The organism is Chondrinema litorale (assembly GCF_026250525.1).
GTDB classification, from domain to species: domain Bacteria; phylum Bacteroidota; class Bacteroidia; order Cytophagales; family Flammeovirgaceae; genus Chondrinema; species Chondrinema litorale.
The window spans coordinates 1,481,520-1,500,808 of the sequence record NZ_CP111043.1 but is presented as its reverse complement, the minus strand read 5'-3'; the positions used below and the strand labels follow the sequence as shown (position 1 = coordinate 1,500,808).

General features: G+C 32.6%; 16 protein-coding genes. 11 read left to right on the top strand and 5 right to left on the bottom strand.

Going from position 1 to position 19,289, the window contains the following annotated elements; genetic code table 11:
• Positions 1-44 precede the first annotated feature (44 nt).
• Both OQ292_RS06365 and OQ292_RS06360 read left to right on the top strand, forming a co-directional pair.
• Positions 45-470 (top strand): hypothetical protein, encoded by a 426-nt coding sequence (locus OQ292_RS06365; protein WP_284685216.1) that lies wholly within the window; start codon positions 45-47, stop codon positions 468-470.
• A 221-nt stretch (positions 471-691) separates the two neighbouring features.
• Complete coding sequence (locus tag OQ292_RS06360) at positions 692-1,636, top strand: pyridoxal-phosphate dependent enzyme (RefSeq protein ID WP_284685215.1); 945 nt, start codon at positions 692-694, stop codon at positions 1,634-1,636.
• A 31-nt stretch (positions 1,637-1,667) separates the two neighbouring features.
• Here the strand turns inward: OQ292_RS06360 and OQ292_RS06355 are convergent, their stop codons facing one another.
• From OQ292_RS06355 to OQ292_RS06345, 3 genes are all read right to left on the bottom strand, one after another.
• Positions 1,668-1,904, bottom strand: coding sequence for a hypothetical protein (locus tag OQ292_RS06355; RefSeq protein WP_284685214.1), 237 nt, complete (start codon positions 1,902-1,904; stop codon positions 1,668-1,670).
• 187 nt (positions 1,905-2,091) lie between these two features.
• Positions 2,092-2,250 (bottom strand): hypothetical protein, encoded by a 159-nt coding sequence (locus OQ292_RS06350; RefSeq protein WP_284685213.1) that lies wholly within the window; start codon positions 2,248-2,250, stop codon positions 2,092-2,094.
• A gap of 452 nt (positions 2,251-2,702) precedes the next feature.
• A complete protein-coding gene (locus tag OQ292_RS06345; protein ID WP_284685212.1) occupies positions 2,703-4,253 on the bottom strand; it encodes an acyl-CoA carboxylase subunit beta in 1,551 nt (516 codons plus the stop codon).
• Between the two features lie 295 nt (positions 4,254-4,548).
• Between OQ292_RS06345 and OQ292_RS06340 the strand changes: the two genes are divergently transcribed.
• Positions 4,549-7,839, top strand: a complete 3,291-nt coding sequence (locus OQ292_RS06340; RefSeq protein WP_284685211.1) for a WG repeat-containing protein — start codon at positions 4,549-4,551, stop codon at positions 7,837-7,839.
• A gap of 49 nt (positions 7,840-7,888) precedes the next feature.
• On the opposite strand, the gene OQ292_RS06335 is transcribed toward OQ292_RS06340, so the two are convergent.
• Both OQ292_RS06335 and OQ292_RS06330 read right to left on the bottom strand, forming a co-directional pair.
• Positions 7,889-8,314, bottom strand: coding sequence for a hypothetical protein (locus OQ292_RS06335; protein WP_284685210.1), 426 nt, complete (start codon positions 8,312-8,314; stop codon positions 7,889-7,891).
• 168 nt (positions 8,315-8,482) lie between these two features.
• Positions 8,483-10,546 carry a S9 family peptidase gene (locus OQ292_RS06330; RefSeq protein ID WP_284685209.1) on the bottom strand — a complete coding sequence of 688 codons (2,064 nt, stop codon included), beginning with the start codon at positions 10,544-10,546 and terminating at the stop codon, positions 8,483-8,485.
• Between the two features lie 229 nt (positions 10,547-10,775).
• On the opposite strand from OQ292_RS06330, the gene OQ292_RS06325 reads away from it, so the two are divergent.
• The 8 genes from OQ292_RS06325 (at position 10,776) to OQ292_RS06290 (ending at position 18,625) form a co-directional block, all read left to right on the top strand.
• Positions 10,776-11,996, top strand: coding sequence for a GlmU family protein (locus OQ292_RS06325; RefSeq protein ID WP_284685208.1), 1,221 nt, complete (start codon positions 10,776-10,778; stop codon positions 11,994-11,996).
• Positions 11,997-12,014: 18 nt separating this feature from the next.
• Positions 12,015-12,365, top strand: a complete 351-nt coding sequence (locus OQ292_RS06320) for a tRNA-binding protein (protein WP_284685207.1) — start codon at positions 12,015-12,017, stop codon at positions 12,363-12,365.
• A gap of 168 nt (positions 12,366-12,533) precedes the next feature.
• Entirely contained in the window at positions 12,534-13,559 is a 1,026-nt protein-coding gene (locus OQ292_RS06315) for a hypothetical protein (protein ID WP_284685206.1), read from the top strand.
• Positions 13,560-13,639: 80 nt separating this feature from the next.
• Positions 13,640-14,467, top strand: a complete 828-nt coding sequence (locus OQ292_RS06310; protein ID WP_284685205.1) for a hypothetical protein — start codon at positions 13,640-13,642, stop codon at positions 14,465-14,467.
• Between the two features lie 2 nt (positions 14,468-14,469).
• Complete coding sequence (locus tag OQ292_RS06305) at positions 14,470-14,952, top strand: Rab family GTPase (protein ID WP_284685204.1); 483 nt, start codon at positions 14,470-14,472, stop codon at positions 14,950-14,952.
• Positions 14,953-14,954: 2 nt separating this feature from the next.
• Positions 14,955-16,859: an ATP-binding protein gene (locus tag OQ292_RS06300; RefSeq protein ID WP_284685203.1), complete on the top strand. Its 1,905-nt coding sequence runs from the start codon at positions 14,955-14,957 to the stop codon at positions 16,857-16,859.
• A gap of 2 nt (positions 16,860-16,861) precedes the next feature.
• Entirely contained in the window at positions 16,862-17,572 is a 711-nt protein-coding gene (locus OQ292_RS06295) for a LytR/AlgR family response regulator transcription factor (RefSeq protein WP_284685202.1), read from the top strand.
• Between the two features lie 147 nt (positions 17,573-17,719).
• The gene (locus tag OQ292_RS06290; RefSeq protein WP_284685201.1) at positions 17,720-18,625 is read left to right on the top strand and encodes a hypothetical protein; all 906 of its coding nucleotides are present in this window, start codon (positions 17,720-17,722) and stop codon (positions 18,623-18,625) included.
• Positions 18,626-19,289 lie beyond the last annotated feature (664 nt).

The following is a 19,289-nucleotide window of genomic DNA, read 5'->3' as shown; positions in this document are numbered from 1 at the left end:
CATCAACTAACATACTATTAAGAAAAGATAAATTACTGATTATTATGAGCTTATTAAATATTAAATTCATCTCGCTATCAATCCTTGTTTCATTATTTTCTTTTGTAACTAATGATTATCAACAAGCAGAGACAATTAAAACTACAAAATTTAATGCTGAGTCTTTAGAAGGTAGTGTTTGGCAATACGAAGATGAAGATTTAATGTATGAGATCCGATTTACAGAAGGTGGTGTACTAATTACTTCTCACCCACACGACATTACTCCTGGAAATGATACTTGGAACCAAGAAAACCAAAAAATTTCATTCAGTTATAATGATGCATTTTCAGTGTATGAAGGAGAAATGATAAGTGAAGACCTTATAGTAGGAAAAGCTCATAATAGAAGCTTTACTTGGGAATGGAAAGCTTACAGAATTTCTGAGAAAAAACCAGAACAAGTTCTTGCAAGTACTAAAGCCCTTTAATAATTAAGATTTATAAAATAAAGATTCCTATTTGGTGAGTATTTTTTAGGGCTTTAAATTTTTTTAACTCACCCATTATATTATTCCTCTCGAAATACTATTCAAGTAACATACCTCCCTCCATAATTCTATGTACTTGAAGTTCTTCTAATAATAAATTCCTTTTTTTCTTAAGTATATTTCCCATATTTAAAGCTTGATCGAACTTTATTTAATTAAATATGGATTTTATACATCCCTCTTTAGCAGAAATTACTGAAGCCCATTCCAGAATTCAAAATTACATACATAGAACACCAATACTTACCTCAAAAAGTATTAATGAAATTACTGGTGCAGATATTTATTTTAAATGCGAAAATCTACAAAAGATAGGAGCATTTAAGATTCGAGGAGCTACTAATGCTGTATTTCAGTTGAAAGACAATATCAAGGCTGTAGCTACCCACTCTTCAGGAAATCATGCCCAAGCAGTGGCTTATGCCGGAAAACTTCGGGGGCTAAAAGCATATATTGTCATGCCTGAAAATGCTCCAAAAGTAAAGGTAAAGGCTGTAAAAGGATATGGAGCCGAAGTGATTTTTTGTGAGCCTAATCAAAAAGCAAGGGAAGCTGCACTCAATAAAGTTGTAGAGAATACAGGCGCCGCATTTATTCACCCTTATGATAATGAAAAGGTGATTTGTGGGCAGGCTACTGCATCAAAAGAATTGCTAGAAGATGCTCCGCGTTTGGACATTGTGATGACACCAGTAGGTGGTGGAGGTTTATTATCAGGTACTTCGCTTACAGTAAATTATTTGTCAAAAGGTACAAAAGTAATAGCTGGAGAACCTGCCGGGGCAGATGATGCGTACAGGTCTTTTTATTCAGATCAAATTTTCCCTAGCATAAACCCTAAAACAATTGCAGATGGCCTTTTAACTTCGCTAGGTCAACGTAATTACAGTATAATAAAAGAATATGTAGATTCAATTATTTGTGTAGATGACCAAGAAATAATTAATGCTATGCAACTAATATGGGAACGAATGAAAATTGTAATCGAACCATCAAGTGCAGTACCATTAGCTGCTTTAATTAAAAATAAAGCAGATTTCGACAATAAAAAGGTTGGGATTATTCTTTCTGGAGGTAATGTAGATTTAGGAAAACTACCATTTTAATCTCAGAAGAAAATCGTTAAAAAGAGCCGAATTAAAATTTCGGCTCGATTTCTATAATTGTATGATTTTGTAATGCTTTGTGAGATCTAGATAATCTTTCTAAGGAGTTTTGATTTTCTTTTTGTAGTACATTTCTTATTTCTGTTAAATGTAACTGTGTTGATAAAATGCGGCTGAATATTAGTTCTTTTTCTAAAGCAAGCTGCTCTAATCTACTATGAAACTGATCAACCCATTCGATATACTCATTATTATGATTGGTACTCATAACTTCTATTAAAGCTGTGAAAAAATAACGTGTTTAAGCTAAAAAGTAGCATCAGTATTTTGAACTCTTTAATATGGCTCATAGTATTTCTTCATAAAAAATGAGTTGAAATTTTAAGGAAAGCCTTGTAATATATATATCTTCAATGTAACTGTTTTATGAGGCTATTTAGCTTAAAACAGTCATTCTAGTTGTTCTTAGGTAGGGTAGTATATTTAATTTTATCAAGTTTTTCTCTAACCTTATATACTTTATAAAGTAAGATTTCTTTTTCAAATGCTAAATCGTCAAGTTGCTTTTTAATACTACTTATTGATGATTCCCATTTCTCTATTGGTTGGCTCATTCTAAAAAAATTTAAATTAAAGTCAATTAAAAAACAGAACTATTACCCTAAAAAAGTAAATTTTTTATTAAAGTTTATAATTGTCATTTTTCACGTAGGTGTAATTTATTTATATAAAAAGATTCAATTATAGTTTGCTAAAACTATGGAAACAGCTTGTTAAGCTAGCAAAACATAACTTTTAATAATTTTTCATTGTAAATTTCTATGAAATGAAATTTGTAATGTTTTAATAAACTTTAAACGGTTTTTTGATTATTAATAGGCTTGAGGTTGTTTTTGATCAATTCTAAGAGGTATTAGTCCCCTTAATATTTCTGATTCCTTATAAAGGCACTAATACTAATCTATTGATGGGCTTAAAATAATTTAAGAAAAAAGGCAAGTATTAGAATACTTGCCTAAATGCACAGCTTACTATAAATAAATTAATTTTTTATTACTCGCTTTAATTAACCAAGAGGTAAGTTACCATGTTTCTTTTTTGGTAATTGGTCTACTTTGTTTTCAAGCATTTCAAATGCACTAAGTAGTTTGGAACGAGTATCTTCAGGTTTTATAACCTCATCAATATAACCTCGATTGGCAGCCCTGTACGGGTTAGCAAAGGTCTCAGTATATTCATCTACCTTTTCTTGCAATTTAGCTTCTGGGTTATCTGCACTTTTTATTTCTTTTTTGAAAATAATTTCAGCAGCACCTTTTGCTCCCATAACTGCAATTTCTGCTGATGGCCAAGCATAGTTCATGTCAGCTCCAATGTGTTTAGAGTTCATTACATCATATGCACCACCATAAGCTTTTCGAGTAATTACTGTTACTCTTGGCACAGTTGCTTCACAGAATGCATATAATAATTTGGCTCCATTGGTTATAATGCCATTCCACTCTTGGTCTGTTCCTGGTAAGAAACCCGGTACATCTACTAATACCAATAATGGAACATTAAACGCATCACAGAATCTAACAAACCTAGCAGCTTTATTACTAGAGTTAATATCCAAAACCCCAGCAAGTACTGCAGGTTGGTTACCAACTATGCCAATACTTCTACCTCCAATTTTGGCAAAACCTACAATAATGTTTTCTGCATAGTTTTTATGTACTTCAAAGAAATCTCCTTCATCTACAATTCCTTCTACCACATCTCGCATATCATATGGTTGATTAGGGTTCTCAGGTACTATGTCGTTGAGTTTTAATCTCTTTTCATCACCCGCTTCATAAGGATAAACCGGAGCATCTTCTTCGCAATTTTGAGGAATAAAGCTCAGTAGCTTTTTAATATTTTGAATACAAACAACTTCATTTTCACATGAGAAATGAGTTACGCCACTTTTAACACTATGGGCAGATGCACCACCTAATTCTTCAGAAGTTACTTCTTCGTGGGTCACAGTTTTTACAACATTTGGCCCAGTTACAAACATGTATGAGGTATGCTCTACCATCATAATAAAATCTGTAATGGCTGGCGAGTAAACAGCCCCACCGGCACATGGTCCCATAATCGCTGATATTTGAGGAATTACACCAGAAGCTAGTGTGTTTCTATAAAAAATATCAGCATAACCACCAAGAGAAGCTACACCTTCTTGTATACGAGCCCCACCAGAGTCATTAAGGCCAATTACAGGAGCACCATTTTTAAGTGCCAAGTCCATTATTTTACAGACTTTTTCAGCATGTGCTTCTGAAAGTGAACCTCCAAAAACAGTAAAATCCTGCGAAAAAACATAGGTAAGTCTTCCGTTTACTTTACCATAACCTGTAACCACTCCATCACCAAGATACGCTTCATTTTCAAGCCCAAAATCAGTACAGCGATGTTTTATAAATTTGCCAATTTCTTCAAAGGTTCCTGGGTCTATGAGTAATTCTATGCGTTCTCGTGCTGTTAGTTTACCTTTTTTGTGTTGAGATTCTATTCGTTTTTGTCCGCCACCTAATTCAGCTTCAGTATGCTTTTCTTCTAATAATTTAAAGTTTTCATTTTTTTTCATGCTGCTTATTCTTTGGGAATATTATTTGATTCAGATTTCGAATGGATTTTTTTAGTGAGTGATTTATTTATGATATTAAAGTTCTTTTTTACTTCTAATTAAAGAATATTACATTGTATAATCCGTCTTTATTTGAGATAAAATAGATTGCTTAAAATAATTAATTTTATCGCGATTAATATAAATTTTAATGAATGATTTAAAAATAAATACGTTAAGTCATTCACAGACAAATTTTTTAAGCTAACTCTGCCTATAACTTACAGCTACTTTTATTGAAATCAACAGAAAAACTATGATTAACCTACTAGTTAAGAAAAGTCTGACTTTTTGGGTGCTTTTTATTGCTTTAAGTGCGCACAGTCAGGAGTATTTTCCTGTAAAAGAAGATAACTTATGGGGTGTTATTGATTTAAGTGGTAAAGTTACAATCGCTCCTTCGTATAGTTTTATAGACGATTTTTCTGCAGCTGGCTTTGCTATTGCCAGTAAAGATGGTAAAACAGGTTTAATAGATGGTGCTGGTAAGGCAATTATTCCTATCAACTACTCTAAAATAAGATGGATTAATGTAAATAATCTGGCTGTTTGGAATGAGAAAGGTTGTGCTTTAATGAGTGCAAAAGGAGATCAACTTTCTGATTTTAAATATCAAGCTATTTTTGGATTTAATAATCAGCTTTTTAAAGCGTGGAAAGACAGTAAGTTTGGATTGCTAGATACTTCAGGAAAAGAAAAAGTAGCATTAGTATACGATGTAATTGTAGAAGTGCCAGATTTAAAGGCTTTCAATTATATAATTAAAGGCAGTAAAAAGGGCTTAATAAATGACTCAGGAGAGATACTGTTAGAGGCTGAGTATGATGATATTGAAGTAAATAAAGAAATTATTTTTGCTCAAAAAGCAAAAGCATATACAGCACTTTGGCTAGATAAAACTTTAAAAGTTACTGAGAAGAAAGAGTTTCCTAATGAGATGGCTTTTAATTTAGATATGAAAGCCAGATTAAAGAAAGAGCAAGTAGCTATTTTACAAAACAATCCTGATGCAAGAAAGCCACGTTGGGTACAAAATGTTTATAGGTTTACTTTAGAAAATGGTGTAGGGAAAAACCTCTTAGGAAACAAAGAGTTTTTCGATATTGGTATTGATGAAAACTTGGGTTTATCTCTTGGTAGAGAGGTAATTAAGCCAGAAAGTAAAGAAGAAAAAGAGAAAGTTATCTCATATTTAATAGAGCACGATCAAGCAAAAATTCTTTATGGCCAAGAAGTAAAAGATATTCTTATTACCGATTATAATTTTTCTGATTATGCCAGAGCAACAGTAGATACACTGTGGGATGCATTAATAGATAAAAAAGGTAATATTAAGCAAGAGGTATCAGGAAAACCTATTAGCAATATTGGTAATTTTTATTCTGAAAGAGCTTGGGTTAAAAGTGGAAAGAATTTCGGCTTTATTAATACAAAAGGTGAGCAAGTAATTCCATTTGAATATGAGCTAGTAAGTGATTTTGAAGGTAACTATGCCATTGCGCGTAAAGGTGGTTTATTTGGTTGTATCGATAAAAACGGAAAAGAAGTATTACCTTTTGTTTATGATGGAATCGATGTTCCTAAAGATAATATTTGTAGGGTAAAGAAAGGCAAGGGTAGAGACGGCCGTTGGGGAGCAGTAAATTTGCAAAATAAAGAAGTGATTCCATTTAATTATAGCCTGATTTATCCATTTAAAGATGGCGTTGCCAGAATGAGGCAGGGAAGAAATTGGGGATTGGTTAGTGCTACAGGCAAAGAAATAATTCCACCTTCTATCACTTGTGATTTTCTTGGAGATTTTGAAGATGAAATTGCAATGGTTGGAATGGAGAGATGGATTGAAGAGACTCCATCTGGTCCTGTAATTAGGTATAAAAAGCAAGGATACATTAAAAAAGATGGCACCTACCTTATCGATCCTGTTTATGATAAAATAGAAGGTTTTGAGAAAATCTGGAAAAACCAAGAAGGAGTAGCTCGTATTTATAAAGATGGAAAAGTGGGCTATGTAAATTATAAGGGAATTGTTGAGCTTGAACCAGTATATGATGAAACTTATCGCTTCGATACGGTTTGGAGAAATAACGAAGGAATAAGTCTGGCCAAGAAAGATGGTAAGTTTGGTTATTTAGACCATAATGGAGACGAAGTATTACCTGTAGTTTATGATCTAGTTGATTCATCTTTTTTACATGTTTGGAATGATAGCATTGGTGTCGCTATGGTGAAAAAGAAAGGCAAATATGGTTTTGTGAATTTTGAAGGTAAAGAAGTAATTCCAACTCAATATGCCAATGTAAATGGACCGGGAAGTGGAGTAGTGCTTGCTAAACTAGATGGAAAGTGGGGCTCTGTTGATACTTTAAATAATAAGCTTTTGGCTTTTGAATATGAAGGAGCAAGGTTTCTCGACGATACAGACGACCAATTGATTGAATTACTGAAAAAAGAAGATTCTTTTTTCGAGATTGATGGAAACGGACATATTGTAAAAGCTGTTGAGGGAATGCCTTCAATAGATAAAATTGCAAACTATAGCAAGGCATCGAATCTGGTTTATAAAACTGAATATGATGCAAGTGGTTTGGCAGTAGTTGAAAAGAAAGAAAAGCTGGCTTTGGTAGATGCAAAAGGTAATTTGCTCACTAAGTATAAATATAAAGAAATTGAACCATTTTCTGATGGAATGGCGCTCGTAAGGTTAGATGCCAAAGATCGAAAAGATCAACTTTATGGTTATATAGACACCAAAGGCAAGGAGGTAATTGTTCCTCAATATAAACTTGCTAAAAGCTTTGGTGGCGGACATGCAGCGGTATTAACCAGAAGTACTTGGGGTTTTATAGATAAAAATGGTAAAATGGTAATTCAACCCAAGTTCAAAAATCCAGGAAATTTTTCAGGGGGCTATGTAATTATCAACGAAAATGAAATTTATGATAAGAATGGAAATCAGTCTGGTGCTTTCCAACTAGATGGAAAAATCACTGATGGCTTTAATTCTGACAGAGCGATTGTTCAAAGTGCCTCAGGATCTTATCATATAACACCAGAAGGTATTCCTGCTTATTTTGCCAAATATGATGTAGTAACTCCTTTTATAGGTAAAGTTGCTTTTGTTAAAAGAGGAGAGATTTGGGAACTAACTAGAACAACTAATGGGCAAACTAATAAATTGAGATTTAATAGAGCAAACAAAGATTTATATCTGGAAAAGTACGGTGAAAGGCGTAAAGAGAAATTACAAGATGGAACTACTTTAGAAGATATTAGTTGGGAGCTAGTGAAAGATGGCAAATGGAAAATGATCGATACCGATGGAAATTATCTTAGTTCGAATGTTTATGAAGATGTTGCCATTACAAAAGATAAGCAATTTGTTATCAAATTAGAAAACAAAGTAGGTTTGGCAGCTTTAGATGGAAAAGTACTGGCAGAGCGTGAATATGAGATGATAAGAGCAGTATCAGATGAGGTTGTAAGACTTGAAAAACAAGGTAATATCACATATATTAAAACAGATGGAACTTGGTTAAAAAAATGAGTTAATCGATAGAAATAAAAAAGGAGGTAGTTTAAGCTACCTCCTTTTTTTATGCCATTTGCTTTTTATTTATGTTTTTATACACCCACTCATTTGCATCGTTTGTAGATTCAAAATATTTAATGTCGATAGAATTAATTTGTAAATCTTGAATAGTTTGTTCAAAAGATAACTGAGCTATAAAATCATTACTCATTATGAGTGCCATCTTCTCAATTCCATATCTCTTATAAAGCGGCCTTGTAATTTCATTTAACCAATCTTGTGTTTCTACAGGAATAGCAAAATTTGCATTTCTAGCATCAACCAAAATAACTAAAGGTTTGTAATAATTAATGCTATCGATGTAGCTGTGTACAAGGTCTTTGTATTCTTCTAGAGGTAAATCCACTTTTGTATTCCAAATGGTTAGAAGAATGCCATTACAATTATCAAAAGTGATGATTAAAGGATCAGTATAGATATTGTTTTGCATGGTAAGAGGATTATAGTCTTCAAAAGTTTTTTAAATCAACCATTAAAAATTGAGTAATAGTTACTGTATTTAATGGCTGATTTATTTCTAAAACACTAAAAAATACTCAATATTTAGTATTTAATGTTCAAAAGACGTCCTCTTCACTTTTAATAAGAAAAGATTGGTTTATATGCTAATTTCAAGTAAATCGAAAATAAAGCAATATTCAAAGGCTACATCTTTGAGTGATTCAAACCTTCCAGATGCACCACTATGGCCAGCATCGGTGTTTGTTTTTAATAATAACTTGTTCGAATCTGTTTTTAAATCTCTTAGTTTGGCAACCCATTTTGTAGGCTCCCAATACTGAACTTGCGAATCATGTAGACCTGAAGTAACTAAGACATTTGGGTATTGCTTTCTCTCAACATTATCGTATGGTGAATAGGACAACATGTAGTGATAATATTTTTCTTCATTTGGGTTACCCCATTCTTCGTACTCACCTGTAGTTAATGGAATGCTATCGTCTAACATGGTGGTTACTACATCAACAAAAGGCACATCAGCCACTACAATTTTGAACATTTCTGGCCTCATATTCATTACTGCACCTACAAGTAAACCTCCTGCACTGCCACCATTTATTACCAGTTTATCGGGGGCTGTATAACCCTGTTCAATTAACCAACCAGCACATGCTATAAAATCTTCAAAAGTATTTTTCTTGTTTAGCATTTTTCCATCATCGTACCATTTTCTGCCCATCTCTTGCCCGCCGCGAATGTGTGCAATGCCAAAAACAAAACCTCTATCTAGCAGACTTAAGCGAACAGAGCTAAAGTAAGGGTCATATGAAAATCCGTAAGAACCATAGCCAGTTAGGTAGAGTGGTGCATTAATTAAAGAATCTGGTCTGTCTTTTAAATCTTTTCTATATACCAGTGAAAGTGGCACTTGTACACCATCGTGAGATTCTACAAATACTCTTTCTGAGATGTAATTATCCTTATTAAAATCACCTAAAACTTCTTGCTCTTTTTTTACCACTTTCTCTTTAGTTTCCATGTGGTAATCTATTACAGAAGAAGGTGTAGTAAGTGAGTTATAACTGTATCTAAGCCACTTTGTATTAAAATCTGGATTGTAGCCAGTTCCTGCACTGTAAGCAGGTTCTCCAAAATCTAGATAATGCTCTTGTGAGTTATCCCATCTGATAATGCGGATGTTGGTTAAGCCAGCACTTCTTTCTTCTAAGACTAAGAACTCGCTAAAAATCTCAATATCTTCTAAGAGTACACTTTCTCTATGAGGAATAATCTCTTGCCAGTCACTTTTTGCAGTTTCTTTAACAGGACAAGACATTAACCTAAAGTTTTTTGCCTTATAGTTAGTCAGAATATAAAATTTACTTTCGTAATGATCGAAGCTGTATTCAAGTTCTTTTTCTCTTGGATGAAAAACAACAAAATCATCGTTAGGGCTATCTGCAGATACAAAACGAATCTCGCTAGACTCAGTCGCATGGCTTTCAATTAAGATAAAAGCTTTTGATTTGGTTTTAGAGACACCAACAGAAAAAGTTTCATCTTCTTCAGTAAAAATTAATTCGTCTTTATCTACACTGGTTCCTAATACGTGCTTATAAACCTGATATGATCGTAGTGTAGTCTCATCTTGCTTAGTGTAGAAGATCGTTTTATTATCATTCGCCCAAATCACATTACCAGTTACATTGTCAACAGTATCGTTAAGCATTTCACCAGTTTGTAGGTCTTTAAAGCGTAGTGTATAAATTCTTCTACCAACAAAGTCTGTCGAAAAAGATAAGAGATTTGCATTATTGCTAATCTTTAATCCAGTAGCTGCACAGTAAGATTTGCCATCTGCTAATTCGTTTACATTCAAAATTATTTCTTCTGTAGCTTCTAAAGTTTCTCTTTTTCTGCAATGTATTGGATATTCACTCCCTTCTTCGTAGCGGTAGTAGTAGTAGAAACTGCCAATTTTATAAGGAACAGACTCATCTTTTTCTTTAATTCTGCTCTTTATTTCCTTAAATAATTTATCCTGCGCCTCTGTGGTATGAGACATTAATTTATCAGTGTAAGCGTTTTCTGCATCAACATAATCAAGCACCTCTTGGTTTTCTCTTTCATTTAGCCAGTAATATGGATCAACTCTGTCGTGATTGTGTATTGAAAGTAATTTTGGTTTCTTTTCGGCAATTGGTGCTTTAAAATTCTCCATTTGAAGTTTTAGGTTAAAAAATTTGATTGTAAATAACAGACAATTTTCTCAATCAGTAAATCTTATTCTACGTTATCTTTTCTAGATTTACAAAGTTAACAGAAGATAAAGAACCTGATGGTTGAAACAGTAATCTAAACTGATTTATTTTTTTATCTGACTTATCACAACAGAACAAAAGTTCAAATGTTTTAGGTCTATTTTTTAATTCTAAATCTCATCAAATCATATGAATATCATTCTGTTTGACGAACCTGGTCTAAAATCCGGTTTATTACCATTTACTTATATCAGACCGGTAGCAGCTATTCGTATTGGTATTTTAAAAATCTATGAAAAATGGGAGAAACATTTCTTAGGGAATGGGTACAAAACAAAAGTATCTTATCTCACAGATGTGTATTTGCAAGAGAAGTTCCCAGCTCATTTTGATGATGTAAATTTATATATAAATGGAGCGGTTTGCCCTGAAAAAAAATTATTCCAGCAGATTCTGGGTTTACAAGAAGGAGAAGGTTTAAAGCATGGAAATGAACTAATTGCCTATAAAACAGGTGTTGGTTTTGATTCATTAGAAACACTGCTGCAAAGTTTTTATAAAAATGGGGTAGATTTTTTTGAGACAGATGGCTCAACCGTTCTTAGAAATTCTTGGGATATTTTTACGCATAATAGAAAAGAAATAGTTGCAGATTTTGAAGTGATAACTAAAAACAGAAAAAGTGCGGTTATCACCGATCCTTTTACCAAAGTATATGCTCCAGAAAATGTATTTGTTGAAGAAGGAGCCAGTATAAAAGCTGCTATTATTAATGCCGAAAATGGACCTGTTTATATAGGGAAAAATGCTGCTATACACGAAGGTGCATTGGTTAGAGGTGCTTTGGCACTTTGCGAAGATGCTCAAATAAACATGGGAGCAAAAATTAGAGGAGATAATACTTTTGGACCAAGTTGTAAAATTGGCGGAGAAGTTACCAATTCTGTTTTATTCGGTTATTCCAACAAAGGGCACGATGGGTATTTGGGAAATGCAGTAATCGGTGAATGGTGTAATTTAGGAGCAGACACAAACAGCTCTAATCTTAAGAATAATTACTCAACTGTAAAGGTTTGGAATTATGCAGAAGAGGCAATGGTTTCAAGTGGATTGCAGTTTTGTGGTTTAATGATGGGAGACCATTCAAAATGTGGGATTAATACCATGTTTAATACTGGAACATCCGTAGGAGTGGCGGCAATTATTTTTGGTGGAGGTTTCCCTCAGAAGTTTGTATCATCATTTACATGGGGTGGAATAGAAAAAAGCGAAACTTTTAAGCTAGATAAAATGTACGAGCTTGCTGAAAATGTTTTAGTAAGAAAAGGTAAAGCTTTTACAGATATTGATAAGAAGATTTTTGAACATGTATTTGAAATAACATCAAAATACAGAAGAACATTTAACTAAAATTATAAGCATTAAATAATGACAGAGAGTAAAGATACTTCGCTTAGTTGGGATGATTTTATGAAAGTAGATATGAGGGTGGGCACTGTAGTATCAGCGGAAGTTTTTGAAGAAGTTAGAAATCCTGCCTATAAAATTAAAGTTGATTTTGGCGAACTAGGTATACTTAAAACCTCAGCGCAAGTAACTAAGTTATACACCTGTGAAGAGCTGATAGGCAAACAAATAATTGGTGTGGTTAATTTTCCACCCAAACAAATCGCGAATATAAAAAGTGAGTTTTTACTTTTAGGCGCTGTTGGAGAAAGCAAAGAAATCACGATTTTGCAGCCAGAAAGAGCTGTAAAAAATGGTTTAAGAATTGGTTAAAGCATATTTCACATCCAACCAATAAACAATCTGTTACAAGCTTGTTGAAATATATTTTTAGCTCAGCCGTGATATAGCAATAATTTTTAAGGCTGAATTAGTTAATCAGGTATTTCTTTATTTGTAAACAAGTGATGATAGATCACTTAAAATCATATTGTAGAAGAATTGGAAACCGACGTACAAAAAAACCAGCAAAAACTTAAACGGTATGAGTCGCTCATCGAAGAAATTACAAGTCAATCGGAACTTATAAATGAGCCGCTTAGAACCAATGTGCATTTTGAAGAGGGTGATAGCAAGCTGGTAAGATTTGAAAAAGCTTTTGCTGGCGTAATGTTTTGGCTGTCTTTTGCTGCGCTATTTATTAGTGGCTTGCTTATAATGCACGGCAGCGAAGAAGAGACTTTTGCTCCAAACCATAGAATTGTAGATGAGTTAATTTGGGTAGCCTTAGCTATTTGGCCATTGTTTGTGCTTGAGTTTTTAATAAAATTACGATTAGGTTTAAAAGAAGGTAAATCTAAATATTTGGTGATTTTACATGGTTTGGTCATTATTTTTCCTCCATCGCGCTTAGTAATGGGTTCAATTGCCAACACAGATTTAATTTGGCTACCCATAGCCCATTGGACTAAGGTGAACCTTGCCTTAGAAAAGTTTCTTAAAAAGAAATTCTTAGTACCAATTTTAATACTGGGCTTACTCATGATCCCTGCTTTATTAATTGAAATTAAGTTTAATGATCAAATACTCAAGGTTTTTCCTAATCTCGATCTGTCTTTCAGTCTTCAAACATTTCATGCAATGGTGTGGGTGGGCTTTGCCTTTGAGTTTATGGTTTTAATTTCTGTTACAGAAGATAAAAAGGCTTATTGTGTAAAAAACTGGATGGATATTCTCATTTTGGTTTTACCTGTGGTGTCTTTCTTTCGTTCATTGAGGTTTTTACGGGTATTAAAATTTAATCAACTCGCACAGTCTTTCCGCTTAAAAGGTTCGCAAGCAAAGATTAAAGAAGGTTTGTTATTACTCGATTTTATTAAGCGATTAGGCTACTTATATAATCCCGAAGGGCAGATTAAAAGAATTAAAAAGAAGATGATTAAAAACCAGCAGGAAAGAATAGAGTTAGAACAGGAAATGCTGGAAGCTATAGAGATTTTTATGAAGAAAAAAGACAAGAATAATTAAGCAAATAAGAATTTTTTTGCCTTACAAAGAGATGTGTTTTAAAATTTCTTATCTTAGAAAAATAACATTTTTCTCTTTAAATGAGCAGGCAGGAAGCTTTTAAACAGTTACAGGAAATTATTCTCGAAAAAGAATGGGAAAAACTAGCAGACTTTCAACGAGAGTTGAATATTGTTGGAGAAGAGCTTCGTGATAAAGAAAAACTACAAGCTCATTTAGATCCTATTTTAACCGAACATACCCAAAGGTTACAAAAAAAATTCCCAGACCTTTTTGCTCCATTTTTAGCAAACGCCATTAAAAACAGCATTCACGATGCACAAGATGAAATGGTGGATGCGCTTTATCCTATTCTAGGAAAAATGGTTAAGAAATATGTTGTAAGAGAATTAGAAGCACTCTCTGAGCGCATAGATAAACAAATAGACAATACTTTTTCGCCAGAAATGTGGTGGAATTATATTAAAGCCATGTTTACAGGTAAAAAGCCTGGCGAGGTAATTATAGCGAATGCCAATAAACCTGTGATAGAACAGGTATTTCTTATCGAGCAAAATTCAGGAATACTATTGGGTAATTATTCCAAAAATGAGGCTTTTGACCAAGAGATGGTAGCAGGTATGCTCACTGCAATAAAAACTTTTGCCAAAGATGCTTTTGCTGCCCGCCAAGAAGACTTGGAACTCATAGATTATGAAACTGCAAAAATCGTCATCAAAAATCTACATACATTTTTTATTGCAGTAGTAGTGAGTGGTGTTGTGGATAAATCTTACCTTTCAAAACTAGATGATACATTGTGGGATTTTACAGAAAAAATATTAAAAAGTGACCAAAACAGAGGGATTGAGTCTATAGATAAAGAAGAATATGCTGTAAAGCTAGAGTCTTACTTTAAGAAACTATAAAGATGGCTAGTAAAAAAATAATACTTTTGGGAAAATACGGGGTGGGTAAAACATCATTAATCAGACAGTTTGTTTACAATAAATTTTCAGATCAATACCTTACTACCATCGGTGTTAAAATTGATAAAAAGGTAGTAAGCTTAGATAATAAAGAGGTCAACTTATTAATTTGGGATATCGCAGGAGAATCAGATCAAAAGAAAGTACCTGCAAGCTATAAATTGGGCTCTCATGCAGCTATATATGTTTTTGATTTAACCCGACCAGCTACTTACGAAAACCTTAACATGGAGATTGCCATGTTAAAACAACAAGTTCCTAACATACCTATAATATTGGTTGGCAATAAAAAGGATTTAATTCCTGCAAGTCAATTAGAAAGCATTTGTGAGCAAATAGATATAAAAGTTGATTTATTGACTAGTGCTAAAACATCTGAGAATGTAGAAACTCTTTTTTTTAAAGTAGCCGAATTCCTGATTTGAGCATGCTCGACGATTACAAAAGGAAATTTTTAAATGAGACAATTCAATTTGTCATTTTTGATGATGAAGGTTTCTGTTTAGAGTCTGACGATGTCATTTTTAAACTGAATACAAGCAAAGAATCATTATTCGAAAGATTTCTTTTTTTAGAAAGCTATAAAGATTTATTCGTCAATATGGAAGTGGGAGAAACTTATGAGTTTCCTTGTGTAAATATTGAACAAGATGAACAAAAGCTATATTTTGATTTTCTTTTAGAAAGAATCGCCCACAAAAACGGCAAAGCTACACTCTGGATACTACAAGATTTTACCAGACATTACGAGCATTTAATAGATATACAGCAAGAGAGAAACGACAATGCAATTAGTGGCGAATATCATGAAATGCGGGAGAAAGCTATTAATCTAGAAAGAGATTTATTGCAATTTCAAAATGACGAACTCAGTCGTTTACAAAAGTTTAAAACCCAGTTTTATGCGCGTCTAAGTCATGAGCTTCGTACACCATTGCAAAGTATTACAGGTTTAAGTACCCTTATTAATGAAGTACAACTACAAGATAAAAGAGAAGAATACCTATTTGCTTTAAAAGCTACTTCAAAGCATTTACTTTCTATTGTGAATGATGTAATTGATCTTTCTAAAATTGAAGAAGGAAAGATTTTAATTCATCCCAAAGACTCAGATATATTAGAAATTCTAAATGAAATAGATGCTTCTTTCAGATTTATAGCAGAAGAAAAAGGCTTGTCCTTTAACTTGTATAAAGGTGAACGTTTTCCGCAATTTGCCTTTATAGATGCCATAAAGCTGAAACAAATTTTATATAATCTCCTCGGAAATGCTTTAAAATTCACCTCAACTGGAGGTATTTCTTTGTCAGTTTCGATCGCTGCTGAACAACCTGATTTATTATTATTTACTGTAACTGATACAGGAATAGGAGTGCCTCAAGATAAAATCGAGCGAATTTTTAATCCTTATGAACAAGCTGCATCTTCATTGTATGGCGGTAGTGGTCTTGGATTAAGCATAGTGAAGCAATTAACAGATTTGATGGGAGGTAAAATTGAACTGTTTAGTGAAGAGGGGATAGGCACAACTGTAAATGTTAGCATACCTTTTAAAAATGTAAATGCACCATTAGAACAAGAGCATCAAAAAGAAACTCAGAAGCTGTCTATAAAAAATGTGCTAATTGCTGATGATGATAATATTAGCCAGAAAGTTTTAGCCACAGTACTTAGTAATTGGGGAATTAAAACAGAAGTAGCTTCTAATGGAAAAGAGTTTATAAGTAAAGCTCAAAACAAGCAATTCGACCTATTTATAATTGACTATCACATGCCAGAAATGGATGGTTTACAGGTGGTGAATTTCTTAAAAAGTAACTATGCTTTTAATGATGTTCCTGTGTTTATGCTAACTGGAGAAATTACACCAAAGGTAAAAGAAAAATTTACACAGCATGGCATTACACAGGTTATCAATAAACCTGTAGAACCGGAAAAATTATACATGTTGATAGCTCAAATTCCTACACAAATTAAAAAGGAAGAAAGTGTAGAAATAGACCTTACATATTTGTTTGAAATTACTAATAACAATAAGCAACTAGTAAAGCATTTGATTAGTGATTTTATGAATAATGCTCCTCTAGATGTAATAAGCTTAAGAAAATACTATGATGCTGGTGATTTAGACAAACTGAAGCAAGTCTTGCATAAATCTAAAACCAATATGAAATACGTAGGTTTACATGAGCTGCATCAGGAAATGGAGGGCTTAGAACTAAAAATAAAGAATAAAATATCGCTAGATAACTCTGAAAGAATTATTAAATTAATAGAGAAAACAGTAAAACTAGCTGTAGAAAAATTGGCTGTAAGTTATAAATCTTTGTAGTAATGATAGACAAACTAGATTGTATCATTGTCGATGATGACTCTATGTCTCTGACAATTTTGGAAGCATTGATTGAAAAAACTGATTTTTTAAATCTGAAAGCAAAATTTGTTAATGCGATAGATACGGCGGCATTCCTTAGAAAGCATGATGTAGATCTAATTTTTTTGGATGTGGAAATGCCAGAAATGAGTGGGTTAGAATTATTAAGTACTCTTACTAAAAAGCCTCAAATCATTCTAACTACTAGTAACACTAAGTACGCAATTGATGCATTTGACTACGATGTTACTGATTATCTGTTAAAGCCTATTGAGAATTATGCTCGTTTTTTAAAGGCGGCTAATAAGGCTTTGGATAGTTGTAAAAATACAAATGCAGGTATTTTAACTGAGGCAGAAGACCAGAGTTTTTATGTAAAAGTAGATTCTTTGTTAGTAAAAATCGACTTCACAGAAATTCTTTGGATAGAAGCATTTGGAGACTATGTAAAGATTTTTACAGATCAGAAAATGTTTTTGGTGTACACTACATTGAGAACAGTAGAAGATAAGTTGCCTTCTACAGTATTTATGAGGGTTCACAGATCTTATATTATTAGAATAGATAAAATAGAAAATATAGATCAAGGAAACCTACAGGTAAAAAATAAGATAATTCCAGTAAGCAATACCTATAAACCAAAATTGATGGACAGAATTCAAACACTTTAATTTAACGAGCTGTTACAACCACCCAGCGAGAGTAAATTAAATCCTAACGATTTTTCAAAAAGCGAGCTCTATTAATTGCGAAATTTATTGTATATTATATAAGCTCTTATTGCCTATATATTAAACTGAAACTAAATTATTTTTGAAATGAATATAAGATACTATTTAACTGCTCTTTTTGCATTTTTTTATGTTTTTGCAAATGCCCAAGATATAAGCTTTAATGTAGAAGAAACTAAAGCATCTCATAGCACCGGTTCTCACGATGGTTTTGTAGTAAATATTACTCAAGCTAATGTAAAAAATGTGCAAGGTGCTTGGGAAAAAATGATGAATAAACAATCGGAAAACAAAGCAAAAGTTGAGGATGTAAAAGGGGAATATATTATAAAAAATGCACTTTTGGAAGATTTAAATGATTCACCAATTAGTGTCTACGCGTTGTTTAGTGAGGGTAAAAATGGTGGAACTAAAATGCTTGCTTTTTTTGAAGTAGACAGTGTTTTTATAAATGAGTCTAATAATTCTGATGTTAGTTACAATGCAAAGAAATTGATGGAAGACTTTGCAATAGAGTCTTACAAAGATGCAGTTAAAGATGAATTGAAAGAAGAAGAGAAAAAATTAAAATCTCTTGAGTCAGATCTAAAAAAGCTTGTTAACGAAAATGAGAAAATGCACAAAACAATTTCGTCTAACGAAAATGATATTGAAAGCTTAGATGTTGATCTGGATATGAACAAAAAGGAATATAACCCTTCGTACGGAGAAACTGTTGCTGTTTATGATTCAGAAGGGAACGAGATTGATAGAGCTGCTGCGCCCAAAACTGTAATTAAACTTGATCCTGAGAAAAAGAAAGAGTTAGATAAAGAACAAAAGAAACTAAGTAAAAAGAAATATAAACTTGAAGCTGAAATAAGAAAAGCTGAGAGAGAAATTCCACTTAACTTACAAGATCAAGAAGAGAAAAAGCTTGAAATTGAGAAGCAAGAAGCAGTAGTAGAAAAAGTAGAGAAGAAGTTGAAAGCTGTTAACAATATTAATAACTAGTAGAAATAAATATCTCGAAAAATTCTCGAAAACTTAAAAAGCCGGCTTAGCCGGCTTTTTTATTTAGTTGCAATCAATAAATTCTTTTTTGTTTTTTTCTTGTGTTGCTGTTTCTATTCCGTTATCAACAGGTAATGGGTCAAGACTTTGATTTATGTTATTATTTCCTTTGTCTTCATTATTGTTTACTAGAATTAAAACGAGCTTTGCAATAACCAAAATAAAAAGGATGCAAATGAAACCGTATAGTAACATAAAGTAGTAATGTAATTTTAAGCAAATATGTACTTAGTGTGAATAAATTGCAAATTAAATTTTCAATTTTGAGGTTTATTAATGCTTAAATGATTTCGTTTAATTCAAGAAAATAAAAAGCCAGCCTGATAAATATCATTGAAATAATAAAGCACAGCTATTATATTTTGCAAATGCTGTTTTAAGTAAAAATATTTTTGATTTAAAGTTTCGTGAAAAACTTCAATTAGATATTTATCGAAAAAACTTAAGAATGTGGATTTATAAACTCTAAAGTGAATTTACCTAGAAGCTTTAAATAAAGTAAATAAGAAGATTTTTTCTGATTAGATAAATAATATAACCAATAGATGGGTAGTTAAGGTAATGAGGATGTCAAATATACCGGCACTATTTTTTTTTGTATTTA